Origin of the sequence: Rheinheimera salexigens (assembly GCF_001752395.1) — a bacterium.
Classification (GTDB): domain Bacteria; phylum Pseudomonadota; class Gammaproteobacteria; order Enterobacterales; family Alteromonadaceae; genus Alishewanella; species Alishewanella salexigens.
This window is the reverse complement of the sequence record NZ_MKEK01000001.1, coordinates 3,413,391-3,438,923: the sequence shown is the minus strand read 5'-3', so window position 1 is coordinate 3,438,923 and position 25,533 is coordinate 3,413,391. Positions and strand designations below refer to the sequence as shown.

General features: G+C 43.0%; 19 protein-coding genes and 1 tRNA gene. 16 read left to right on the top strand and 4 right to left on the bottom strand.

What is annotated here, in order from left to right:
* Positions 1–167: 167 nt before the first annotated feature.
* Entirely contained in the window at positions 168–410 is a 243-nt protein-coding gene (locus BI198_RS15840; protein WP_070050510.1) for a DUF4282 domain-containing protein, read from the top strand.
* 69 nt (positions 411–479) lie between these two features.
* On the opposite strand, the gene BI198_RS15835 is transcribed toward BI198_RS15840, so the two are convergent.
* A complete protein-coding gene (locus BI198_RS15835) occupies positions 480–1,424 on the bottom strand; it encodes a 1-aminocyclopropane-1-carboxylate deaminase/D-cysteine desulfhydrase (RefSeq protein ID WP_070050508.1) in 945 nt (314 codons plus the stop codon).
* 370 nt (positions 1,425–1,794) lie between these two features.
* Between BI198_RS15835 and BI198_RS15830 the strand changes: the two genes are divergently transcribed.
* The 9 genes from BI198_RS15830 to BI198_RS15790 all read left to right on the top strand — a co-directional run bounded on the left by BI198_RS15830 (position 1,795) and on the right by BI198_RS15790 (position 13,601).
* Positions 1,795–2,838 (top strand): rod shape-determining protein, encoded by a 1,044-nt coding sequence (locus BI198_RS15830; RefSeq protein WP_070050507.1) that lies wholly within the window; start codon positions 1,795–1,797, stop codon positions 2,836–2,838.
* 61 nt (positions 2,839–2,899) lie between these two features.
* A complete protein-coding gene (gene mreC / locus BI198_RS15825; protein ID WP_070050505.1) occupies positions 2,900–3,775 on the top strand; it encodes a rod shape-determining protein MreC in 876 nt (291 codons plus the stop codon).
* On the top strand, positions 3,768–4,250 hold the full coding sequence (mreD, locus tag BI198_RS15820) for a rod shape-determining protein MreD (protein ID WP_070050504.1): 483 nt from the start codon (positions 3,768–3,770) through the stop codon (positions 4,248–4,250). The genes mreC and mreD overlap by 8 nt, the downstream gene beginning before the upstream one ends.
* Positions 4,250–4,834 carry a Maf family protein gene (locus BI198_RS15815; RefSeq protein WP_235605363.1) on the top strand — a complete coding sequence of 195 codons (585 nt, stop codon included), beginning with the start codon at positions 4,250–4,252 and terminating at the stop codon, positions 4,832–4,834. Before mreD ends, BI198_RS15815 begins: the two co-directional genes overlap by 1 nt.
* Positions 4,831–6,297, top strand: a complete 1,467-nt coding sequence (rng, locus tag BI198_RS15810; RefSeq protein WP_070050502.1) for a ribonuclease G — start codon at positions 4,831–4,833, stop codon at positions 6,295–6,297. Before BI198_RS15815 ends, rng begins: the two co-directional genes overlap by 4 nt.
* Entirely contained in the window at positions 6,297–10,277 is a 3,981-nt protein-coding gene (locus BI198_RS15805) for a YhdP family protein (RefSeq protein WP_070050500.1), read from the top strand. Before rng ends, BI198_RS15805 begins: the two co-directional genes overlap by 1 nt.
* Positions 10,270–11,103, top strand: a complete 834-nt coding sequence (locus tag BI198_RS15800; RefSeq protein ID WP_070050498.1) for a carbon-nitrogen hydrolase family protein — start codon at positions 10,270–10,272, stop codon at positions 11,101–11,103. The genes BI198_RS15805 and BI198_RS15800 overlap by 8 nt, the downstream gene beginning before the upstream one ends.
* Complete coding sequence (gene tldD / locus BI198_RS15795; RefSeq protein ID WP_070050496.1) at positions 11,100–12,539, top strand: metalloprotease TldD; 1,440 nt, start codon at positions 11,100–11,102, stop codon at positions 12,537–12,539. The genes BI198_RS15800 and tldD overlap by 4 nt, the downstream gene beginning before the upstream one ends.
* 66 nt (positions 12,540–12,605) lie before the next feature.
* Entirely contained in the window at positions 12,606–13,601 is a 996-nt protein-coding gene (locus BI198_RS15790; protein WP_070050494.1) for a branched-chain amino acid aminotransferase, read from the top strand.
* A 189-nt stretch (positions 13,602–13,790) separates the two neighbouring features.
* Here BI198_RS15790 and yjgA read toward each other — a convergent pair whose 3' ends face one another.
* On the bottom strand, positions 13,791–14,309 hold the full coding sequence (yjgA, locus tag BI198_RS15785; RefSeq protein WP_070050492.1) for a ribosome biogenesis factor YjgA: 519 nt from the start codon (positions 14,307–14,309) through the stop codon (positions 13,791–13,793).
* A gap of 118 nt (positions 14,310–14,427) precedes the next feature.
* On the opposite strand from yjgA, the gene pmbA reads away from it, so the two are divergent.
* On the top strand, positions 14,428–15,774 hold the full coding sequence (gene pmbA, locus BI198_RS15780; protein WP_070050490.1) for a metalloprotease PmbA: 1,347 nt from the start codon (positions 14,428–14,430) through the stop codon (positions 15,772–15,774).
* 87 nt (positions 15,775–15,861) lie between these two features.
* Here pmbA and BI198_RS15775 read toward each other — a convergent pair whose 3' ends face one another.
* On the bottom strand, positions 15,862–18,042 hold the full coding sequence (locus tag BI198_RS15775; protein WP_070050489.1) for a M3 family metallopeptidase: 2,181 nt from the start codon (positions 18,040–18,042) through the stop codon (positions 15,862–15,864).
* Positions 18,043–18,353: 311 nt separating this feature from the next.
* The gene (locus BI198_RS15770) at positions 18,354–20,297 is read right to left on the bottom strand and encodes a sensor histidine kinase (RefSeq protein ID WP_070050989.1); all 1,944 of its coding nucleotides are present in this window, start codon (positions 20,295–20,297) and stop codon (positions 18,354–18,356) included.
* A 168-nt stretch (positions 20,298–20,465) separates the two neighbouring features.
* Between BI198_RS15770 and BI198_RS15765 the strand changes: the two genes are divergently transcribed.
* The 5 genes from BI198_RS15765 to BI198_RS15745 all read left to right on the top strand — a co-directional run bounded on the left by BI198_RS15765 (position 20,466) and on the right by BI198_RS15745 (position 25,396).
* A tRNA-Arg gene (locus BI198_RS15765) sits at positions 20,466–20,542 on the top strand.
* Between the two features lie 628 nt (positions 20,543–21,170).
* Positions 21,171–22,490 carry a type II toxin-antitoxin system HipA family toxin gene (locus BI198_RS15760; protein WP_070050487.1) on the top strand — a complete coding sequence of 440 codons (1,320 nt, stop codon included), beginning with the start codon at positions 21,171–21,173 and terminating at the stop codon, positions 22,488–22,490.
* Entirely contained in the window at positions 22,487–22,822 is a 336-nt protein-coding gene (locus BI198_RS15755; RefSeq protein WP_070050486.1) for a helix-turn-helix domain-containing protein, read from the top strand. Before BI198_RS15760 ends, BI198_RS15755 begins: the two co-directional genes overlap by 4 nt.
* A gap of 436 nt (positions 22,823–23,258) precedes the next feature.
* A complete protein-coding gene (locus BI198_RS15750) occupies positions 23,259–23,858 on the top strand; it encodes a class I SAM-dependent methyltransferase (protein WP_070050484.1) in 600 nt (199 codons plus the stop codon).
* Positions 23,855–25,396, top strand: coding sequence for a S24 family peptidase (locus BI198_RS15745; protein ID WP_070050482.1), 1,542 nt, complete (start codon positions 23,855–23,857; stop codon positions 25,394–25,396). Before BI198_RS15750 ends, BI198_RS15745 begins: the two co-directional genes overlap by 4 nt.
* Positions 25,397–25,533 lie beyond the last annotated feature (137 nt).

Here is a 25,533-nt window from a genome sequence, read left to right as displayed (position 1 = left end):
AGGCTCCCAATGCAAATAGATCGCTAGCAAATCTAAATAAAAATTCTGTTAAATAATTACATGGATATTAATAAAATAGAATTGCCAACTCGATCTTTGTGTCCTAATGTGGTGCTGATAGTTAACTTTGAACTATTTAAAACTATTAAAAATGTAAGGGACTTACAATGAAAGACGTATTCTTTTTTAACTCGATGCTGACACCTAAGATAATTACCGTTGTATATTGGTTATTACTAATATCAGTAATTATTAGTGGACTGGGTACTATGTTTACCGGTTTTGCTGGTTTTTGGCAGTCGTTGGTGATAATTGTGTTTGGTTGCATCGGTGTGCGGATCTGGTGTGAATTGCTTATTGTACTATTTAAAATAAATGACAATTTAAAAAACATTGCAGATAAAGAATAGGTAACTCATAGGTTTAATAAAGTCTCGCTTACAAAGCGAGGCTTTAATATTGTTTAAATGGGAATAGATTTAGCCACCCATTAAGATTTTATAGTCATTAGCACTAATTAAATTACGGTATAACAAGCCATCCAAACCTTGTAAGCCACCGGTATGAAAAAAACAAATCCGCTTATGTTTGTTTAGCTGGCCTTGTTCGATCAACTTAAATAATCCATATAAGGCTTTACCGCTATATATCGGCTCTACATGAACATTATAACTCGCCATTTCTCGACAAAAAGCTAATAGTTCAGGGCTAAATTTAGCATAACCAGCATCAGTATAATCCATATTAATAGACCAACTTGTCGCGTTAACTTCCTGAGGTAACAATTGTTTAACTCGATCCGCAATAGAAGAATCTTTGACTGCGGCTATACCTAGTACTTGGCTTTTATTTGCGGTAATAACGCCGGCTAATGTACCACCACTAGCCGTGGCTAATGCGACTAAACTTGCCTTACCATTTGGCGTATCTGTTAAATTAAGCTCTGCTACGCCTTTTGCTCCTTCGCTAGAAGAGCCACCTTCGGCTACTAATAATAATTCAGGGTGTGAGTTCGTAATAACTTGGCAAAATGTGTCATCATTGCGTAAACGGTATTCTGCTCGATTTAATAAATGAAAACGCATGCCGTGTTGTAAACAAAATTGGATGGTTGGATTGTTTAGATCTACGCTATCAGCTCTTAAATAAGTTAGACTTTTTAAACCAAGCTGGGCACATGCAGCGGCAACTGCGGCTATATGATTCGAAAATGCACCACCAAAGGTAACGATACCGTGTTTATGCTCAGCCTTAACTTTAGCAATATGGTGTTTCAGCTTTAGCCATTTATTACCTGAAAGCTGAGCGGGTCTAGTTTGCAGATGGCAGAGCCAGAGATCTATATTATTTTTTATAAGAATAGGATGTTTTACTTGCTGCCACGACGGTTTTTTAATGGTAAATAACGTACAATCATCGAGCATTTTATAGTTTTCATTACTAGGTATATAGAATTAAAGAGTATAGCGTCATTCTTAGACTAAATGACAGTGTGCTGTACTCGATGCCTATAATTCACAGCAAAATTATTGGTGCGAACTTTTTTGATTTACTGTGGCCTAACCGCTGTCCTCGATGTTGAGAGAGCTCATAACCGATGTTGAGCGAGAGCCTTGGGTTAATAAGCATTAATAATTGTTAAAGCCAGATTAATTTCATAAAAATGCAAGATAAGGCTATTCACTAGCCATAGAGTTACATAGAATAAACGACATATTCGTTAATGTGCTAAATGCTGGCGCATTGTCAAACGTAGCAGTGCAAAATTCAGCTTTATAAGGATCCGGTTTTTTCATGTTTAATAAATTGCGTGGCCTATTTTCAAACGACTTATCCATTGACCTTGGTACTGCGAACACACTTATTTATGTCAAAGACCAAGGCATAGTGCTGAACGAACCTTCAGTAGTTGCTATTCGGCAAGAACGAGCAGGTGGCCCGAAAAGCGTCGCCGCAGTAGGTCATGCCGCTAAACGCATGCTTGGCCGTACACCGGGTAACATCAAGGCCATACGGCCAATGAAAGACGGTGTTATCGCCGACTTTTATATCACCGAAAAAATGTTACAGCATTTTATTCGCCAAGCGCACAGCAATAGCTTTTTGCGTCCTAGCCCTCGGGTACTAGTCTGTGTGCCTTGCGGCTCTACCCAGGTTGAGCGCCGCGCTATTCGTGAGTCTGCACAAGGTGCTGGTGCACGTGAAGTGTATTTAATTGACGAGCCTATGGCTGCTGCTATCGGTGCCGGTTTACCGGTATCAGAAGCAACGGGCTGTATGGTAGTTGATATCGGCGGTGGTACTACAGAAGTTGCCATTATCTCTTTAAATGGTGTGGTGTACTCTTCTTCCGTACGTATTGGTGGTGATAAATTTGACGATTCAATCGTCAGTTATATTCGTCGCAATTACGGTATTTTAATTGGTGAAGCCACGGCTGAGAGAATTAAAACCGAAATCGGTTCGGCTTACCCAAGTGATGACGTACTAGAAATTGAAGTGCGCGGTAGAAACCTAGCCGAAGGTGTGCCACGTAGTTTCACGTTAACCAGTAATGAAATACTGGAAGCGTTACAAGAACCTCTAGCTGGCATTGTTAGCGCAGTAATGGTGGCTTTAGAGCAATCGCCACCAGAATTAGCGTCAGATATTTCTGAGCGCGGTATGGTATTAACCGGTGGTGGTGCTTTATTACGTGATTTAGACCGCTTACTAATGGAAGAAACCGGTATTCCAGTTGTGATCGCAGATGATCCACTTACCTGTGTTGCACGCGGCGGCGGTAAAGCATTAGAAATGATTGATATGCATGGTGGTGATGTATTCAGTTATGATTAATGGGAATGGCACTGCGCGGCCTTGCTAAATGAATACCTTACATCATGAATATTTTATATAAATGAATACTATGTATCGTCGAGGCCCGTCATTATTCCTACGCTTATTTTTAGCAGTGCTATGTAGCGTAGGTTTAATGTTTGTTGATCGCTACACCGATAGCTCCACCCAACTGCGCAGCTATCTTACTGCTGCAGCCAGCCCATTATTTTATATTGCCAGCTTACCTGAGACCTTATTTTCGGGTGCCTCAGAGCAATTTATGTCGCAACATGCGTTATTAGAAGAAAACGGCCGTTTAAAGCAGAAGCTTTTGCAACAGAGTGGCCAGCTGCAATTACTAAATTACCTGCAACAAGAAAACACTAAATTACGGGCGTTATTGGGCGCTTCGCCGTCTAAAGATGGCCAGCATTTAATTGCAGAAGTTTTAGCCGTTTATAGTCATCCGTTTAGTCATCAAGTGGTGTTAAATAAAGGCCGCAGCGATGGCGTGACCGAGCAGCAAGCCATTATTGATGAAAAAGGTATTGTAGGGCAAATTGTGAGTGTTGGCCCCAATACGAGCAGAGCACTGTTAATTTCTGATAATACTCATGCCATTGCAGTACGTGCCGAGCGCACCGGCGTGCGTGCTGTAGTCGAAGGCCTTGGCCAGTGGGACCAACTGCGTGTAGTACATTTACCTCACAGTACTGATATTCGTGAAGGAGACCGTTTATTGTCTTCTGGCTTAGATGGTGTATTTCCCGAGGGATATCCGGTAGCTAAAGTGATTAGAATTAACCAAGATGCCAGTCAGCCGTTTATGTTGGTGTATGCCGAGCCTTTTGCTCAGCTAGATCGGGTGCGGCATGTGTTGTTATTGTCTGCTATTCCGGCAGTAACTTTGCCCATAGCCTTGCCAGTACCACTACAGGAGCAGCCCGATGCGTAAAGCACAAGGAATTGGCTTCGTTTACTTATCGCTATTTATTGCCTTAATACTTACCGTCATGCCGCTGCCACAAGTGGTTAAGCTAGCTCGTCCAGATTGGACCTTGCTGGTATTAATGTATTGGACACTAGCGATGCCGCATCGGGTCAGTATAGGTACGGCCTTCGTGTTTGGCTTTATGGTAGATGTGTTAGTGGGCACCGTATTAGGCGTCAATGCTTTAACGTATTCAGTCGTAATTTATATAGTGGCCTCTAATTACCTAAAAATACGCAACTTTTCAGTTATTCAGCAAGCACTATTATTGAGTATATTATTAGCCTTTTATCACTTGTTTTTATTTTGGTTAAGTCACTTTTTAGTCGGCGTATATTTTTTAGCTGAATATTTATGGCCAGTGTTAACTGGTATGTTAGCGTGGCCTTGGTTATTCTGGCTATTAAGGCGTTATCGTCGTCAATTAAAGATCCAGTAATGCAACCAAACATGTATCCAAAAATAGCACTTGCCTCGGCTTCTCCTCGGCGACGTGAACTATTAACTCAGCTCGGTGTTGAGTTTCAGCTTATCGCAGCCAATATTGATGAAACCCCTTATACTGATGAAATACCGGCAGATTATGTCCAGCGTTTGGCGTTAGCCAAAGCGCAAGCTGGCTTAGCCCGATTAAGCGCAGAGTTACCAACCTTAGGCTCGGATACCATCGTGGTGGTGCAACAACAAATTTTAGGCAAACCAACCGACTTTGCTGACTTTCAGCGCATGATGGCCATGCTGTCGGGTAGTGTGCATCAAGTGATGACGGCTGTTGCCTTAGTAGACAGTCAGCGCAGCTTAAGTACGCTAGTGCAAACAGAAGTACATTTCCGATTATTAAACCCCGCTGAAATATTGCATTATTGGCAAAGTGGCGAACCTCAAGATAAAGCGGGAGGATACGGTATTCAAGGCTTAGCTGGCCGTTTCGTCGAACGAATTAATGGCAGCTATAGCGCGGTAGTTGGCTTACCCTTGTGTCAAACAGAACGTTTATTACAACGATGGCAGGAGCAGGTATGAGCGCAGAATTATTGCTAAACGTGACACCAAGCGAAACCCGGGTAGCGTTAATTGAAAATGGCGTTTTACAAGAGCTGCATATTGAACGCCAAGCAAAACTCGGATTAGTCGGTAATATCTACGTTGGCAAAGTCAGCCGTGTGTTACCGGGTATGCAAGCCGCTTTTGTTAATATCGGTTTAGATAAAGCCGCATTTTTACATGCCTCAGATATCGTGCAGCCTGACAATTTAGCTGATCTTGATAACAGAACCGCAACCAGCAAAGATATTCGGGTGCTGGTACATGAAGGCCAATATTTACTGGTTCAAGTGGTGAAAGATCCGCTAGGTACTAAAGGTGCACGTTTAACCACTGATATTACCATACCGTCGCGCTACTTAGTTTTTATGCCTGGCTCAGCTCATGTTGGTGTTTCACAACGCTTAGAAAGTGATGAAGAGCGCACGCGTTTAAAAGACATTGTTAGCCAATTTAATGATGACAGCGGTGGTTTTATTGTCCGCACGGCTGCTGAAGGTGCTAAAGAAGAAGAACTGGCTCAAGATGCCCGCTTTTTAAAAAAGCTTTGGGCAAAAATTATCAAAAGAAAACAAAAGACCCGTAAAGAAGGTGTGGTTTACGAAGACCTAACCCTAGCCTATCGCATTTTACGTGACTTTGTTGGCGCTGATTTAGAACGCGTAAGAGTCGATTCTAAAATAACCTACCAGCAGCTTACCGCTTTTTGCGAAGAGTTTATGCCGCATATCTCACCTTTGCTGGAGTATTATCCAGGCGAGCGGCCCATATTTGATATGTTTGATGTTGAAAATGAAATTCAACGGGCATTAGAGCGTAAAGTCACGCTTAAAAGTGGCGGCTACCTAATTATCGATCAAACAGAAGCCATGACCACGATTGATATTAATACCGGTGCTTTTGTTGGCCATCGCAATTTAGAAGATACTATTTTTAATACTAATGCCGAAGCAACTCAGGCTATTGCTCGGCAATTACGCTTACGAAATTTAGGCGGTATTATTATTATCGACTTTATTGATATGCAAAGTACCGAGCATCAAAAACGGGTGTTTCATAGCTTAGAACTGGCGCTAGCACGAGATCGGGCCAGAACTAACATTCATGGCTTTTCTGCGTTAGGCTTAGTTGAAATGACCCGAAAACGTACCCGAGAAAGTTTAGAGCATATACTTTGCTCAGAATGTCCGGTATGTGAAGGTCGTGGCAGTTTAAAAACCGTTGAAACCGTGTGCTTTGAAGTGCTACGTGAAATAGTCCGCGTTAATCGGGCTTATGCTGCAGATAAGTTTGTGGTTTATGTATCACCGGCAGTGAAAGATGCACTAACCAATGACGAGTTTCATAACTTAGCAGAATTACAGGTATTTATTGGCAAGCAAATTAGTATCCATACTGAACCGCTGTATAGCCAAGAGCAATTTGATGTGGTGATGATGTAGTGTCTAAAATAAAACAGTTTTCTTTCTTCTGCTTACATAAGCTCTGGTTGGCGTTAGCTATCAGTGTAGTGTTGTTGGCGGTAGTAATTTCTGTTTTACGCTATAGCTTGCCATATGCAGATAATTATAAGCTGCAACTCGAGCAATTTATTGCTGAGAAATATTCAGCTGAAGTGAAAATTGGAGAATTAAGTGCCGGCTGGCAAAAGTTTGGTCCGGCGTTATTGGTTAAAGATTTACGCTTAGAGCATCAGGGGCAAACCCAACTCTATATTGGTGAAACCCGCGTTCGATTAGACTTTTGGCGCAGCTTAACCAGTTTTAAACTTACCGCGCAGCACTTTGAGCTTAGCCGCTTAAAATACTATGTTGATGCCGATAGCTTATTTAGTGTTGAAAATACCACTGATTTAAGCGACACCCCAATATTAACCGCGCTTGAGCAATTGTTTTTTCATCAATTAACCTATTTTTCAGTCGTCGATAGCCAATTTATCTTACAAGATGATAGCAGTGACGATGTCGTGGTAAACATTAGCCAGTTAGACTGGGCAAACCATGATAAACGGCACCAAGGTAATGGCGAGTTATCTGTGGCCGGTGTCACTAATAATACCGTATCGTTTATATTAGATTTGCATGGTGAATCATGGGCCAAAGCACAGGGGCAACTGTATTTACAAAGCGATAAGCTAGACGTACTGCCATGGTTTCGCCGCTTAGTCCCCACCACGCAAAAACTAGATTACGCTAAAGTAAATTTTCAAGCTTGGGGTGCGGTAAAACAAGGTACTTTGCAACGCTTACAAATAGAATTAGCAGAAAATAGCTTAGCTTGGCAGCGTGGCGGCCCACAGTTTTTGCAATTGGGGGCAGGGCAATTATTATGGCAACCTATTGCCGACGGTTGGTCATTAGCTTCTGGTTATTTAACCTTATCGGATCAACAACAAACCTGGCCAGAAATTAGTTTTTCGCTGCAAAAGCAAGATGAGCTTTGGCAAGGCGGTATTAATCAATTTCAATTAGATGCCATCACGCCATTAGCAAATTTGTTTGCAGAAGATATTCAACTGTTACAGCAACTCGTTAGGTATCAGCCGTCTGGCTACTTACAGCATCTGAACTGGCAGTTGAGCCAAGGTCTATGGCAAGGCTCAGGTGAGTTTAGCCAATTGGCTAGTAGTGCAGTGCAAGATATTCCTGGTGTTAACGATATTCAAGGCAGCTTTGTGTTTGATTCTGAGCTAGCTAAAATTAGCCTACAAGGCACCGATGGCCGCTTAGAATGGGCCGGTTTATTTGCTAAGCCAACCAACTACATTAGTTTAGATGCTACTGCTTACTTACACTACGCGCCGCAACAGCACTGGCAATTGATTATGCCAGCGTTAGCATTACAAAATGACGACTTACAAATTGATGCTGCTATTCAATTTGACGGTGAATTAAAAATGTTAGCGCAATTACGCCACTTAGATGCGGCTAAAGCTAAGCATTATTTTCCAACCCGTTATATGCCTGAGACAGTAGCAAGCTATCTGACTGAAGCTATTAAAGCTGGTGAACTTGAACAAGCGACGGTGCTGTGGCATGGCATCGCCAGCGAGTTTCCTTTTTCCCAGCAGCAAGGTGTGTTTCAAGTGCAAGCCGACCTTAAGCAAGGTGTGTTCGCCTTCCAACCCGACTGGCCACAATTAACCGAGTTAGCAGTAGAATTATGGTTTGAAAATGAGGCAATGCTGATCACGTCAAAAAGCGGTAAGTTACTGGATATTGACGTAGAGCAAGGCGTTAGCGCTGGCATTACAGACTTATTTCATGCCGAGCATTTAGACATTCATATTCAGCGTCAAGTACCAGCTGGCGCCGTAACAGCATTAATGCAGCAATCACCATTAGCTAATAGTTTGGGCGCAACTTTACAGCATTTAGGTGCCTCAGGGTTAGTTAGTGGGGATGTGAATTTACAAATTGGTTTAGATCATGCTGAGGTTGTCGCTTCGGGTAATATTGCATTCAACCAAGCCAGCTTAGGGTTACAAGCACCCGAAATGATCATTGAACAACTCACAGGCGAGTTGTCATTTGACAATGATATAATTACTGCCAATAAGCTGCAATTACAGTGGCGGGGCTTGCCTATTCTAGCCAACTTAAATGGCAAAGATACCGATGCTGGTTATCAGTTATCGTTACGCCTGAATGGCCAGCAGCAAGCAAAGCAACTGGCTTTAGCCTTGTATCCAGCTGCAGAGCCCTTAGTCGAGGGCACGAGTGCTTGGCAATTGCAGCTAGCATTGAGTTTAGCCGATACCGGCTTTAGTTATCATGCTCAGCTTAATAGCGACTTAGCTAATACCGAATTATTGTTACCGGAACCTTATAACAAAACGGCTGCAGAAAGCCGCGAGTTAAGTGTCACTGTGTATGGTAATGAACATGACGCCGATAGCAAATTGGCGCTAAATTATGCCAGTAACTTATATTTACATGCCGATATAGACAGACTGCAGCATAACTTTAAACGTGCGCACTTAGTACTTGGGCCGCAAGATGAAGTTATCCCCACAGATGATTTTACGATCAGTATTAATTTAGCCCAGGCCGACTTTCTGAGTTGGTTCGAGCTTATTCAACAACAACTCGATGTTGAAACCAGCGATGAACCCGCCATGTTGCCTTATTTAAGTTACATTCGGGGCAAAATAGGTCAACTGCAACTCCCTGGCGATATCACTTTAAATAATAGCGTATTTGAAGTTAACCAATTTGCCGAACAATGGCAGTTGCAGCTTAATGCAATCGAAGTGGCTAGCCGCTGGCGCTTTCATAAAGACTGGCAGCAACAAGGCATTAACGCTGAGCTAGATTATTTAAGGTTACCCTGGCCACTGCGGGCAATGACCGAGGCCGAAATCGCCATATTAGCTAACGCTAAGCAAAATGTGCTAGAGCCACAATTGTGGTTATTACAATTACCTCCGATAAGCGTTAAGTGTGCTGATTGCTCTATTGGTTCGTATCGTTTTGGCGAAGTTAATGCGCAAGCGCATAGTGACGCCAACAGCTGGCAATTAGATAGCTTGACGGCGCGCTATAAAAAGCACCAATTAGATTTAACCGGCTCGTGGCAGCGCGGCAATAACAGTGTCTCTAATGAAGGTAGTGGCAATGGCATTAGCCAGTTTAGCGGCGGTTTAACTAGCCCTAACTTTGGTGGCTTATTAGATGAATTCCAACTAACCTCGGCAATTTCCGGCAGCAGTGCCGACATTAATTTTAACCTGAACTGGCCAGCCGCACCGAATCAATTTGCATTAGCCGCACTAAATGGTGAAGTAGACTATAAGTTAGGTGAGGGCTCACTCACTGAAGTGAGTGATAAAGGTTCTCGGTTATTTTCAATTTTTAGTTTAGATTCATTATTACGAAAACTGCGCTTAGATTTTCGTGATGTATTTTCTAAAGGCTTCTTTTATAACAAAATGACCGGCAATCTAGCGCTAACTAAAGGGGTGGCACAAACCAGTAATGCTGCAATAGATGGCGTGCCGGGCAACTTAGCGATTCAAGGTTATGCTGATTTAGTCAGCAGCAAGCTGGACTATCAAATGTCTTTTGCGCCTAAAGTGACTTCCAGTTTACCAATTATCATTGCTTGGATGGTCAACCCCGCAACAGGGTTAGCTGCGCTGGCGCTAGATGAAGTATTTCAAAGTGCTGAAGTAATTTCGAAAATTAACTTTACTATAACCGGCACTATTGAAGATCCTATTGTTACCGAGGTTAACCGGCACAGTACTGAAGTACCGGTGCCAGTGCGCATCGCTAAGCCCGAGCATCAGTCTGATCATCAACCAGATCATAAACCTGAATATAAGCCCGAACATCTGCCTGAAACAAAGCCAGAACTAGAGCCAGGCACTAGCGTTAATTTGCAGTCACAGCAACCGCAGGAGCAACAATCACATGGCTAAATGGCGCTTAAGTGCAATTCAATTAACCAGTACGCCTTCTCCTGAGCATAATTTAGCCCAAGTAGCCGGGTATTTAGCTGAGTTACCCGTAGCTGAGCAACACCTAGTGGTGTTACCGGAATGCTTTGCTATTTTTGGTAGTCGCGACAGTTTAAATAAGCAATATCAAGCGGCATTAGGTGAAGGGGTTATTATGCAAGGCTGTGCCGCGTTAGCTAAGCAGTTCGCGGTGTACCTGTTAGCCGGTAGTTTGCCCACCATCACTGATGATCCAGAGCGCTTTGCTGCATCCAGTGTGCTGTTTGCCCCCGATGGTTCTATTGTGGCTGATTATCAGAAAATGCATTTGTTCGATGTCGATGTCGGCGATAATATTGGCAGTTATCGTGAGTCTGCGACCACTAAGCCCGGACAGAAAGTTGTGCTGGCTGAACTGGAACAGTTAAGGCTAGGGCTTAGCATATGTTATGATGTGCGCTTCCCAGGGTTGGCGCAGGCATTACTCGCCAAAGGCATGAATGTATTAAGTGTGCCAGCAGCGTTTACACGTACCACTGGTCAAGCCCATTGGCATACCTTACTCAAAGCAAGAGCGATTGAAAATCAATGCTTTGTAATCGCGCCTAATCAAACTGGCGTGCATGAGAATGGCCGAGAAACCTTTGGCCACAGCTTAATTATTGACCCTTGGGGCGACATTTTAGCAGATGCAGGCACCGAGCCTGGCTGGATTTCCAGCGAAATAGATCTGGCAGAAATAACCCGCGTGCGACAACGCATGCCGGTAGCCAGCCATAACCGATTTAACAGTGAGCTTAAACCATGACTGCAGTAGAGCAGAACCTGATCAGCGCATCAGATCTTAATGCCAACGACTTACAGCGTACGCTGGGCTATTTATTTGAGCATAAGCTGGACTATGCTGACTTATATTTTCAATCAAGTGTCCATGAATCGTGGGTACTAGAAGACGGCTTAGTTAAAGACGGCTCGTTTAATATTGAGCGTGGCGTCGGTGTTCGCGCCATTAGCGGTGAAAAAACCGGCTTTGCTTATGCCGATACTATTAATGCCGCAGCATTAAAACAAGCGGCAACGGCAGCACGGGGTATTGCCGCAAGTGGTCAACAAGGCCAAGTTAAAGCTTTTAGTAAAAGCAGTAATAGCAATATTTACTTACCGTGCGAGCCGCTACAAAGCTTATCAAATACCGAGAAAGTGGCTTTGTTGCATCAAATTGAAGCGTACATTCGTACTTTAGACAGCCGCGCTGAACAAGTAATGGTAAGCATAACCGCAGTGTACGAAGAAATATTAGTTGCCGCCAGTGACGGCACCTTTGCTAGTGATACTCGGCCATTAGTACGCTTAAACTGCTCTGTGTTATTACAACAGGGTGATAGACGTGAGCGCGGTGGTGCCGGCGGCGGTGGACGTACCGAATATGCTTATTTTACTGAGTTAGTAGATGGCCAACCACGTTGGCAGCAATATGCACGCGAAGCCGTTCGTATGGCGCAAGTGAATTTAACCGCTATAGATGCGCCTGCTGGCACTATGCCGGTGGTATTAGGTTCAGGTTGGCCGGGGGTATTACTGCACGAAGCCGTTGGCCATGGTTTAGAAGGCGACTTCAACCGTAAAGGCTCGTCTACGTTTGCGGGCCGTATTGGTGAGCAAGTCACATCTAAGCTGTGTACTATTGTTGATGATGGCACTTTAGCTAATCGTCGCGGTTCATTAAATATCGATGATGAAGGCGTACCCAGCCAGCACAATGTGCTAATAGAAAACGGCATTTTAAAAGGCTATATGCAAGACAAGCATAACGCTATGTTGATGGGTGTTGCCGCTACCGGTAATGGCCGTCGCGAGTCTTTTGCCCATTTACCTATGCCACGTATGACCAACACCTATATGTTAGCTGGCCAGAGTGATCCGGCAGAAATTATTGCTAGCGTGAAAAAAGGCATTTATGCGCCTAATTTTGGCGGTGGCCAAGTAGATATTACTTCCGGCAAGTTTGTATTCTCAGCTTCAGAAGCATATTTAATTGAAAATGGTAAAATTACCACGCCAATTAAAGGCGCAACCTTAATTGGTAGCGGCCCAGAAGCCATGCAGCAAGTGTCTATGGTTGGTAACGACTTAGCGCTAGATAGCGGTGTTGGTGTGTGTGGTAAGCAAGGTCAAAGTTTACCGGTTGGTGTTGGCCAGCCAACCTTAAAATTAGACGCCATGACAGTAGGCGGTACGCAGTAGTTAAGTATGCGCCGTTTTAGATTAGCCTAATAAAATTTATTTATTACCCATTACAGGAATAGCAGCATGTCAGCATTTGGTACCGTATTTGCCCCTGAAATGAGCCTAGCCAGTTATGAGCAAGGCCAGTGGAGTGCAGCTCAAATAGTTAAAACCGACAGCATTAGTTTGCACCCAGGTGCCCATGTGCTGCATTACTCAAGTACCTGTTTTGAAGGCTTAAAGGCATTTAAGCACGAAGATGGCTCGATCAATATCTTCCGTATGGATCAAAACATTGCCCGTTTAATTCAAAGCAGTGAATTATTATCGCTACCGCCAGTGAATGCTGAGCAGCTAAAGCAGATGATTGTAGATATTGTTAAGCGTTTTGCCGCTGATGTACCGCTTCCACCGGGCTCTATGTATATTCGACCTACTCATATTGGTACTGAAGCCTCTATTGGTAAAGCCGCAGCGCCAAGTAGCGCTTCTATGCTGTATATATTACTGTCGCCAGTGGGTGATTACTTTTCAGGTGGCAGCAAGCCATTACGCTTGTTATTAGCCGACGAGACTCGCTGTGCGTCACATATGGGTATGGTAAAAAGTGGTGGTAACTACGCCAGTGCTTTACAGCCAATATTAAAAGCGCGTAAATCAGTGCAAGCTGATCAAGTATTATTCTGCCCAGCAGGTGACGTGCAAGAAACCGGTGCTGCTAACTTTATCTTAATCGACGGCAACGAGATTATTACTAAGTCGTTAGATAGCTCGTTTTTACATGGTATTACCCGCAACTCTATTCTGGCGATAGCACGTGATCGCGGTATGACTGTATCCGAGCGCGCGTTAAGCGTAGACGAATTGTTACAGCGCTCACAAAAGCCAGGTGCAGAAGCCGCCTTGTCAGGTACAGCTGCGGTATTAACGCCGGTTGGCACCTTAATTCATGATGGTAAAGAATATACGGTAGGTAATGGCGAAGCAGGGCCAACTACGAATGCACTGCGCCAAGCGTTAAATGATATTCAATGGGGTAAAACGGCAGATAAGCACGGCTGGTTAACTAAAGTCTGTTAATAAAAACCGCTAGTTAGTTTAATCTCGGCTAAGTAATCAGTTTAGCTAAACTAGCAACAGAGATACCCTAAACCAACCGTCTAAGCCCTGGACGGGTTAAGTCGAGTCCCCAAGGATGGGTTCACGACGTGTTGGTGAGGGTAAATCTGATGCGACCTAAATACTGAAAGCTATCAGCTATCCTCGCTGCTAATCTTCAAGAATTAAGGGTTTAATTAATTGAAATAACTCACGGTACGCTTTTGGCGGTTGCTGTTTTTCTTGTTCTTTCTTCGCATTACGAATCAGTTGGCGCAATTGCTGTGTGTTCACGCTAGGGTGCTCGGCAATAAACTCGGTAACCACATCGTTGTCTTCAAGCATTCTGTCACGTAACTGCTCAATTCTATGAAACTGCCGCGTGGCCGCTTGATTAGTATTGCGCAACACCGCTAAGCCTCGCTCTAATTCAGCTAAATCACGATCACGCATTAAGCGACCAATAAATTGAATATGGCGGCGTAAGGCTTCACGCTTTTTGCTTAGCCTATCAGCCAGCTCTAATGCATCAAGTAGCTCTTCATCTAACGGTAGCTTAGCCCGAGCCGCTGGGCTTAATGCTACTAACTCTTCACCTAAATCTTGTAAGGCATGCATTTCGCGTTTAATTTGCGATTTACTTTTACCTTCTTCTTCATCCCAAGTATCGCCATTTATAAAATCAGTCATTTTTTTCAGTTCGCTTTAGCAAATATTGTGGTAAGTATACATGATCCTGCCGCACGACAGCAGTCACCATACCCAGACTATGGTAAACTTAGTGAAAATAATTTTCTTAAGATGAATTATGCAAGTAACCCAACCGACTATTTGGCAAGAAATAGATGAAGTAAAACAAGCTGTGGCCGAAGTATTAAGCCATGCCAAGCAATTAGGCGCTAGCACAGCTGAAGCCTCCATGAGCCGAACCAAAGGCTTAAGCGTAGAAACACGCCATGGTGAAGTAGAAACTGTCGAATTTAATCAAGACGGCGGCCTAGGTATTAGCCTGTATTTTGGTCAGCGCAAAGGCTCGGCCTCAACGGCAGACTTAAGCCCACAAGCCTTGCGCCGTGCGGTAGAAGCCGCTGCAGATATTGCCCGTTATACTTCGGAAGATCCGCACACCGGCGTAGCTGACGCTAGCTGGCTAGAAATGTCGCCACCCGATTTAGATTTATTCTACCCCGATAGCATTAGCACAGAAGAAGCCATTCGATTATGTGCTGGCGCAGAAGAAGCAGCTTTTGCTGTTGATCCGCGTATAACCAACTCTGAAGGCGCCTCGTTTTCGTCGCATCAAGGTTTAAAAGTGTATGGCAATAGCCATGGCCAACTAGTGGGGCACCCAAGTTCACGCCATAGCTTTAGCTGTGTAGTAATAGGCGAAGATGGCGATGATATGCAGCGCGATTATAGCTTTACCGTTGCTAGACAGTACCAAAAATTGCTTGATCCTAAACAAGTGGGTCGTGAAGCGGCTATAGAAACTATCGCCCGTTTGAATGCCCGTAAAGTGGCTACGCAAAAAGTACCGGTAATTTTTAGAGCCGATATTGCCAGCAGCTTATTTGGCCATTTAGTGTCAGCTATTAGTGGCGGCAGTATTTACCGTAAATCGAGCTTTTTATTAGACAAAGTTGGCCAACAAATAATGTCGCCAACCATTACTATTTTAGAGCAACCGCATTTAAAGCAAGCGTTAGCGTCTAGCCCGTTTGATGGCGAAGGCGTAAAAACCCGCGATTTAGCCGTTATTGAACAAGGTGTGTTAAATACTTACTTAACCACTAGCTACTCGGCACGTAAATTAGGTATGGCAAGTACTGGCCATGCTGGCGGTATTCATAACTGGTTGATACAACATGGTGATGAAGACTTAGCCCAACTATGCCGTACTATGGGCAAAGGCTTATTGGTTACCGAATTAATGGGCCAAGGCGTTAACACCGTAACAGGCGACTACTCACGCGGCGCGGCAGGTTTCTGGGTTGAGAACGGTGAAATACAGTTCCCAGTATCAGAAGTCACCATTGCCGGTAATTTAAAAGATATGTTTATGCAAATTCAAGCCGTAGGTAGCGATGTTGACCGTCGTGGCGGCGTGCACACTGGCTCGATATTGATCAGCCAAATGCAGGTTGCAGGTAGCTAACTGAGTGTTGAATGTTGAGTTGTCAGTGCTGAGTTGAAAAAAGAAAAAAAGCCCTGATTAATCAGGGCTTTTTTTTATCTAATAAAATTAATCTACTTTGGTTTTTAAACCGCGGCGAATTAACAATGCATCTGTTGTTGGCTCTTGGCCACGGAATGCTTTGTACGATTCCATTGGCGCGCGTGAGTTACCCACAGATAAAATGTGCTTACGGTAATTCTGACCATTTTCTAGTTTTAAACCACCTTGCTGTTGCACATAAGCAAAGGCATCGGCTGCTAAAATTTCACTCCACATATAAGCGTAATAACCGGCAGAATAGCCACCGCCCATAGAGTGCGAGAAGAAGGTCGATTTATAACGTGGTGGTACTGCGGCTAAATTAACGCCGTGTTTTTTCAGTGCCGCCGCTTCAAACTCATTAACGTCTTGTAATTCTTCGTCAGCGCTTATTGAGTGCCATTCCATGTCTAATAAGGCGGCTGACATATATTCTAAAGTGTCATAACCTTGGTTAAAGCTACGTGACTTCATTACTTTTTCTAGCAAGGCAGCTGGAATGGGCTCACCGCTTTTATAGTGCTTAGCATAGTTAGCTATCACTTCTGGGTGTGCCGCCCAGTCTTCTTCAAACGTTGACGGAAACTCAACAAAATCACGCGAGACAGAGGTACCCGCTAAGCTAGGGAAGTTAACGTCAGACAGCATGCCGTGTAAGCCATGGCCAAGCTCGTGGAACATCGTGGTTACGTTGTCATAGCTTACCAGCGTAGGCTCGCCTGCTGGCGCTTTAGGAATGTTCATTACGTTTACAACGACAGGCTTTTGGCCCGTTAGTTTTGATTGACCGACAAACGAGCTCATCCAAGCGCCGCCACGTTTACCTTCACGAGCAAAGTAGTCGGCATAAAAAATAGCAATACTGCTGCCGTCAACATCAAACAGCTCGTACGCTTTAACGTCTGGGTGATAGGTAGGTAAATCAGGGCGTGGTTCAAAGCTTACGCCGTACAAACGTTTAAAGGTATAAAACACACCATCGTTTAATACGCGGTTAAATTCAAAATACTGACTTACTTCGTTTTCATCCAAATCGAATTTAGCTTGGCGTACAAACTCAGCATAGTATTCCCAATCCCACGGCTGTAATTCAAAGTCGCCGCCTTTTTCTTTAATCATTTGCTCAATAGCAGTGGCTTCGATCTTGGTGTTAGCAATTACCGCCGGTACCATAGAGCCCAGCATATCGAATACGGCCTGAGGCGTTTTCGCCATTTGTGAATCTAAGCCATAAGTAGCCCAGTTATCAAACCCTAACAGACGAGCGCGCTCTGCACGCAACTGCGCTAAACGAGATACGATAGGGCGGTTGTCAGTTTCACCGCTTTGGTTACGGTAGGCCGAGGCTTCCCATACTTTCTTGCGCAATTCACGGTTACTTAACTGGCTTAATACCGGCTGGCGCGTGGTATTAGTAATACTTAACAAGTATTTGCCATCTTGACCAGCCTCTGTTGCTGCAGCGGCAGCCGCCGTGATCTGACTATCAGATAAGCCGTCTAGCTCTGCCTTAGTATCCACTATTACCGAAATGTTTTTTGTTTCTGCCAGTAAATTTTGTGAGAACTGGTTAGTGAGCTTAGAGTGCTCTTCATTAAGTGCCCGAATAGCGGTTTTTTGCTCTTCAGTTAGCTGAGCACCAGCACGTACAAAGCGTTCGTAATACACTTCAATTAAGCGTACCGACTCACCATCTAGTTTAAGGTCATTACGTTGCTCGTATAGGCTTTTAACCCGCGCGAATAATTGCGGATTTAAGTTAATGTCGTCCGAGTGAGCGGCAAGTACCGGCGCGAGTTCAGATTGAATATCGCGTCGTTCAGGGTTAGAGCTAGACCCTGCAAGATTATAGAAAACACGTGATGTACGGGTTAGCAATTCACCGCTTTTTTCTAATGCGACTAAGGTATTTTCAAAAGTAGCTGGCGCCGGATTATTAGCAATGGCTAGTACTTCAGTCATGTGCTGTTTCATACCTTCGGCAAAAGCAGGCAAAAAGTGCGAGTCTTTTATATCAGTAAAATTTGGCGCTTCGTATTGTAAGCTACTTTTTTCCATTAATGGGTTACTCAAGGTGACTTCTGCAGTTGTGGCTGCTTCAGCTGCAGATTGTTGTGATGTGGTTTGTTGTTGCGGTGCAGTGTTATCAGAACAGGCGGTTAGTGCCAGAGCAATACCTACTGCAGAGGCAATAAGAGTTTTACGCATTGTATCCCCTAAATAAGTTTATTATTGTTGTTAGTGGTTAAAAGTGAGCAAAGCGCGGTTGCGCAGCTAATGATTTAATATGCCAGAATATACTGACTAATCAGCTAATTTGCAGCCAGTTGTAGGCAAATTAAGATAAAAGCCAGTTTTAGGCACCAGATGTCGCTGTTTTAGCGCCATCTAAGGTAAATCGACAGGTTAATCGAAAAAAATAAATCAAACAAATGCTGCCGTTTAGCTGTATTGGTGTACTCCAGCTTAGCATGACGATACATCAATTATCAGCAAGCTAATTTTTAAACAGCTACTGTCTAAGTTTCATCTGCTTGATGAGATTGCGGCTCATGTAAATGCAGTTCGATATAAAAACAGCTGCCTTGGTCTTTATTCGGCAAATAGCCAATACTGCCATGCATATGGCTGATCATGGCTTTACTTATTGCCAAGCCTAAACCTGTGCCGGCATCATCTCTGGTATCTGAGCTATCGGCCTGGGTAAAGCGGTCAAACAGTTTTGGTACAAAGTCTTCGTTTACGCCTTTTCCTTTATCAGCAACTGTAATACGCACTCGTGTTAACTCGGCCGTCACCTTAATAATAATGCTGCTTTCTGGCGGAGAAAACTTACAGGCATTAGTCAGTAAATGCAGTATTACATCGGCTAAACGCTGCTTGTCTGCTAATACTTGTACCGCTTTTAACTTATCAGGTGTTTCGATGTTAATCGTTTGATTTTTCTGTTGCCAATTAGCGGTAACCCCCTCAGCGCATTGCTTTAACACATTAGACAGCGTTACCGGTTTAATATTAAACACCATGCTTTGGTTAGTTAGTTGCTCCATATCTAATAAATCGCTAATTAATTGGCTAAGATGCTGACTATTATTGTGAGCCAAATGCAAAACTCGGGCTTGTGCTGGCGCTAAGTTGCCTAATGCACCACCCACTATAAGGCCCAGTGCGCCGGTGATAGAGGTTAAAGGGGTACGTAATTCATGACTAACAGTAGAGATAAATTGTTGTTTTAATTGTTCTGTTTTATGCCACTCAGATAAGTCGCGCAATACAATTAACTGTCGTGGTTGCTGCTGTAAGGTAATAGAGCTAAGCCGAATAGCCAGCGGAAAGGTTGAACCATCATAGCGTTGGCCAAAGGTTTCATATTCGGTTTTTTGATCTGAAATAGTCCGAATGATTTCCGCAGCTAAACTTGGCTCTGCCAGTAGAATAGACCAGTGCATGCCAGGCAAAGACGCTTTAATATAACCAAAAATACTATAACAAGGCAGATTGCCTTGTTCTATAACGCCGTTAAAATCAGCGGTGATAATGGCGTCGCCAACATTATCCATTACGGTCTGTAAATACTGTTTACTACGTTGTACCTGTTGCATGCTGCTGCGTAAATGTTGCTTAGATAATAATAACCAAAACAACAACAGCAAAATTAAGCCACTAGCAGAATAACAAAGGGCGCGGATAATGCCGCTATAATCGGTCGGAGGCGTTATAGATCTCACAGCAAGTTGCCACTTAGCGCCACGTAACTCAATATCTAATAATAAACTCGTATCATAAAATAAACTGTTATCACCATAAAAAGCCGGGTCGGCATAGTCGCCATTAATAGCTGGCCTAACGGCAATTACTACGCCTTGCTCAGCTGCACGGGCTGCGACAAGTTGCCAAATAGAGTCAATATTCACCACGGTGCTAATTAAGCCCCAATAAGTATCGGTGCCACTTAAATATACCGGTATCCGATAAATAAAAGCATTACCGCCTTGGACTAAAGATACCGGTCCTACTAACTTCTCTTGGCGCTGAGTAATAATATCGCGAATATCCGGCCACTGACTCTCAAGATCGGGATAATACAGGCCTAAAGCTTTAGCGTTATTTTTTAGCGGGTATAAATAAAGCAGCGTATTGTTGGGGGCAACGCCAATATTACGAATATGCTGGGCTTGGTTAATTAAACCTTGCAGTAATAAATTTATTTCAGTAGCAGAAACTTCACCTTTATTCGCTTTAATATAAGCACTAAGGCTAGTGCTTAAATACAAAGGTGTGTTTAATTCTGTCTCAATTAAAGACCGTATCGGATCTGCACTAGCAATTTCATGCTTTAACTGTTCACCGCGAGCTAACTGTTGCTGATGTTGAACTGCTTTTTCCGTCGCAAATATAAGCGCGCCTAGTAAAACTATTAACAACAGCCATTGGCTAACAGGCAAAATAAATTTATTCAGCATATATTTCAAAAGCATCTTCCAAATGGAGGCGAATATCACTGTAACGGTAAGCCTGAAAAGTTGCAAACCAAAGCCGAAAAATCTAACTGCAGAAAAAACGCACAGTTAAGCAATAGACTTACAGCCAAAGCCTGACTATAATGCGCAGCTTCTGTTAAAGCAGAATATGCACCCGTAGCTCAGCTGGATAGAGCGCTGCCCTCCGGAGGCAGAGGTCCCGCGTTCGAATCGCGGCGGGTGCGCCATAAAACATCAAAACCACCTTTAGGGTGGTTTTTGTGTTTTAGCCCCCAGCCCAGTGAGAACGCGTCGTTCGACCAAAATGTCAGGAACATTTTGGAACAGCTTCAGCTGGCCCGAAGGGCGAGGGCAGGATAGCCCGAGTACAAAAACGTTGGGAGCGTTTTTGAACAGCTCTGCTGGCCCGAAGGGCGAGGGCAGGATAGCCCGAGTACAAAAACGTTGGGAGCGTTTTTGAACAGCTCTGCTGGCCCGAAGGGCGAGGGCAGGATAGCCCGAGTAATCCGGCGGGTGCGCTATCTCACTAAAATCTTCAGTATCAAAATCTAGAAATTTTATTTCTACTAAATAACATTGGTGTTAAAAAATCCCGACTATATAAAAGTGTGTTTTATTATTAGCGGTTAATTCAGGACCAACTAATTAAAATAAAAGCTGTGATGGTACGGGATTAGCACGCTCAGAACTTCTCCGACTATGATAATTGACGTATTGATACCAAATAAGCAATGCACACTATACTAGACATGATTATATTGAAACGTAACAATATGTACGCTATGTTAGACATCTCTTTATATTTATAGCATAGAATGTACTTTATAGTAGACATTACTCTTTGCAAGGTGAGCTATGAAACTAACCCTACAGCTGTTTAATGATAATCAGTGGCATGACGCATTTGATATTGTCATTGAGTCGCCTGAACTAGGTAAACGCAGCAAAGTATCTTTAAAGCCCTTGTTAGAATATGCCAAAAAATATTTTGATGATAAAGGATCGCGTAGCTTCACAACAGAAACTGCTGTAAATCTCATGGACATTAAAACATATTCAAGTTGGCCTGCCCTTTTTGAGGACATTATGCCAATGGGATATGCGCAAAACCAATGGTTAAACATGCTTAACATGCAAAACAGCCCTACACCTGAGCAAGATGTAGCGCTATTAAGGCTAGGTACGATTGCACCAATAGGTAATATGCGAATAAAGGAATCAATTGAACATGCTCTAAAAGATCAAGTGGGACAATTAGTTCAGATGCGCTTTGTTAAAGATAAAGCTATTGAGCGAGATACTGACTTTCTAGATTACGCACGTCAGCGTGGTGCAGTATCAGGTGGCGCAACCGGTGCTGGCGGTGCCGCCCCTAAGCTGCTATTAAGACAAAATGATTTGAATGAAGTTTGGGTAGATACTGAACAAAATGACAACACAACGGATCGGCATTACTTAGTTAAATTTCCACGTAATCAAGGGCAAATAGATAAGGATATTTTACGTACTGAATATCATTATTACCATGAGTTGGCATCACTTGGATTTAATACCATAAGCAGTAATGGTATGGAATTACATGAAGGGATTCGAAACCCTTCACTCTGGCTACCCCGATTCGATAGGGAGATGGTTGAAGGCACGGTTAATCGCTATGGTGTTGAATCTGTCTATTCGTTAGTAAACGCGGCATCTGGTAGCTATCTTAAACATGAAGATGTACTAGCAAAATTAACTACGGTAATAAATACAATGACAGCAACAGAGCTTGCTGCGGAATACCTTAAACGTGATTTCTTAAATATAGTGTTTGGTAACTCAGATAATCATGGCCGAAATACGTCAGTATTGAAAAAAGATAACAAAATATATTTAGCGCCAATTTACGACTTTGCCCCAATGAAAGCCGATCCTGAAAGCATTTCAAGAACAATAAATTGGAGCAATCAGTTTCAACAGGGAGGAAATATAAATTGGTTAGCTTTGTGTGATTCATTATCTGCTTACGGTGATCCGTCTTACTTTAAAAATGAACTATGCGAGCTAGCAGTTAAACTTGTAGATTTACCTGAGCGGTTAGCAAAGCGTGGTGTTCCTGATGGCATTTTAAATATGCCAGTAATGGGTTTTGCATATTTACGAGTCACCTTGGAAAAGTGGGAGTTATTACCATGAAACGCAAAGTTGATGTTGATCGGTTTGAAGTTAAAGAAAAGCTAGTGAGTGATATGCTAGCTGGCACTAAAACGATGGGTGAGGTTGGTAGAGCACTTAGAGTGGATGCTCTTCAAATGTCACAGACTAATGTTTGCAAACTAACCGGTTTAAGTAGACAAGTCGTAAGTGATATTGAAAATGACATGGGCAATCCTAGATTAGACAGCATGCAGGCTTACTTTAAGTTAATGGGGCTTGAGTTAGCTGTCCTGCCACGAGAACGCAGTGAGATAGTCGCCGTTGAAAGCACATTATCCAAACTAACGAATGTTGCAGATAAAGTGAAATAAGTTTTTGGTTTAACAGACGCATAATCTTAATTTGTTTCGCGTAAATAGTATCAGCATCTGCTTAAAAACTGTCGATGATTTTCGACATTAAAACTCAGGTTTATTTAATCAACTATAAAATTTGGTAACGGGAAAGTGTCAGTTTTGACGATCTTATTCCCTCATTCATTGTGACCAAAAATGTGCCTAAATGGTGTTATTTAAAGGGTGAGGGCATGGTTAGCCCGAGTACAAAAACGTCAGGAATGTTTTTGAACAGCTTCAGCTGGCCCGAAGGGCGAGGGCAGGATAGCCCGAGTAATCCGGCGAGGTGGTATTTTGCAAATAGCTAATTCTCCTAGAGTTTTAAACTTATATCAGTTAAATTGCTGCTAGCTAACTATTAAATTAATTGCATGTAAGTGATTAATTAATAAACCAAGGAGCGGTGAGTTTTATGACCAATTCTACACTCGCTTATTATAATCAAAACGCGAAATGCTTTAGCGACTCAACCCTTAATGTTGATATGTCAGCGCTGTATGCTGAGTTTTTACCGCTGATAACACCGCAAGGTCATATTCTAGATGCAGGCTGCGGCAGTGCCCGCGATGCTGCGTATTTTAAGCAGCAAGGTTTTATCGTAAGTGCGTTTGATGCCAGCGAACAGCTTGCTGCCTTAGCAAGTGATCACTTACAGCAACCTGTAGAAGTTAAAACCTTTCAGCAATTGGCGGATAAAAATCATTACGATGGTATTTGGTGCTGCGCTAGTTTATTACATATTCCTAAAAATGAGTTGCCGCAGACATTTTTAAAGCTACAAAATGCACTTAAACCAAACGGCATTTTGTATGTATCGTTTAAATATGGTAGGCAAGAACGGCTTCATAATGGCCGGAAATTTACTGATCTAAATGAAAGTGGCTTGAGGGCTTTAGTGAATAAGTACAAACAAATGCAGCTTGTAAAGTATTGGCAAAGTGTTGATCAACGGCCAGGACGTGAAAGCGAAGTGTGGCTTAATGCGTTGATTAAAAAAGAAACTGCTTTATGAAGAGTGTAATGCAACAGCAATTGGACTTTGTTGCTTATATTCAGCGCATGTTGGTTGAAGGGGAGTTTGTAGCAACTTACAAATTTGCTCTTTTGCATGCTATTGCCGATGTATGTGTAGAGCAGCCGTTGTTATCAGAGCAAAGTGAGTTAATTATAGAGCTACCCACGCTTGCTGATAAGCTAATTACTTTATATTGGCATCATGCGATGCCGTTTTCGTCAGAACATACAGGCGAGAGCGCTTTGCTAAAACAAAATGCAGGCGCGCAATCAAAAGTGATTAGTGTGCTGTTTCAGTGCCAACAAAGTAACATTCGTAACATTCGCCAGCTTAAACAAAGCATATTTTATAAGCCAACATTTAGCGCCGCTATGGCAACTCTTAAAAGCGGTCCTCTGTGGCGTTTACAAATACTGGCCAAACAAGAAGAATGCTTTTTATATCCACATACCCGAAGCACTCAATTTATTACCTTAAATGCTGGCATAGCAAACTGCTTTAGGCGCTTTTATGATTTGGTTGTGTATCTGGCACGAAATGCCTGGCTACAAAAAATTCAAAGTATCAAACATAACCAAGCGCTAATAGGTCCGCAAAGCCAACTACAAGAGTTTTTATTTGGCGCAGATCGCAATGCCTTAACAAAGGCCAAGCCTGTTTTAGTTGAACTGCAAGCAAATCGTTGCTTTTACTGCCGAAAGCCAATGAACAACGAGGTTGAAGTTGATCACTTTATTCCATTTGCGCGTTATGCAAACGACCTAGGCCATAATTTTGTCGCAACTCACCGAGCGTGTAATAATAACAAACGTGACTTTTTAGCGGCGCAGTCACATCGCGAACGTTGGCAAGAGCAAAACTTAGTAGTTAATGGTCAGTTGATTACTAACGAGCTAAGCGATTATTTCTATTGTGATGCAGATAAATCACTTGCAGTGAGCAATTGGGCGTATCAAGTGGCAGAAGCTAGTAACGCTAAACTATGGCTAGCGAAAAATAGTTTTGAACAAGCTAAGCCTACCGCTGAAGTATTCATTTTACCTGTGTCTAAACGAGAACAGTCGACTGTATTTCAGTCATCAGAGCCAGCTAAGAAAAGTGAACCAGTCGATGATGCCGTAAAGTTACCTTACTTCCCGAATATAAAAATAGCCTGTGGCCATTTTAAAACAGGTGATGATAGCGACGTTGAATATCTAGATGCGCCACTTGGCGCGGGAAAACTAGATGCAAAAACACACTTTTTAGCTCTTGCATCGGGTAACTCAATGAATGGTGGTAAAAACCCAATTCAAGATGGCGATTTATTGCTATTAGAGTGGATAAAACCAGAAAAAGCCGGATCGTTGCGCGGGCAAGTTGTTGCAATAGAGCGCTATGGTATAGGCGGGGAGGGCCAGTATTTACTACGCAAGGTTAATAAAGTGGCCGAAGGGCACTATGAGTTAATAGCCCATAACCCTGACTATCAAGTTGAGTTAGCAACAGCGGATATGCACACTTTTGCGAGGTTAAAACAGGTGGTTGTTAAATAAAACCGCGCTCTCAACTTTAAAGTAATATGCACAGCGTAAAACTTAGGGTGTTTAAATAATGCTTTGGATAAGTGTTAACAATTGGCGCAAATTGCTCAATTTACCTACACTTTACTAGCAAAAATTAATGGTCAAAG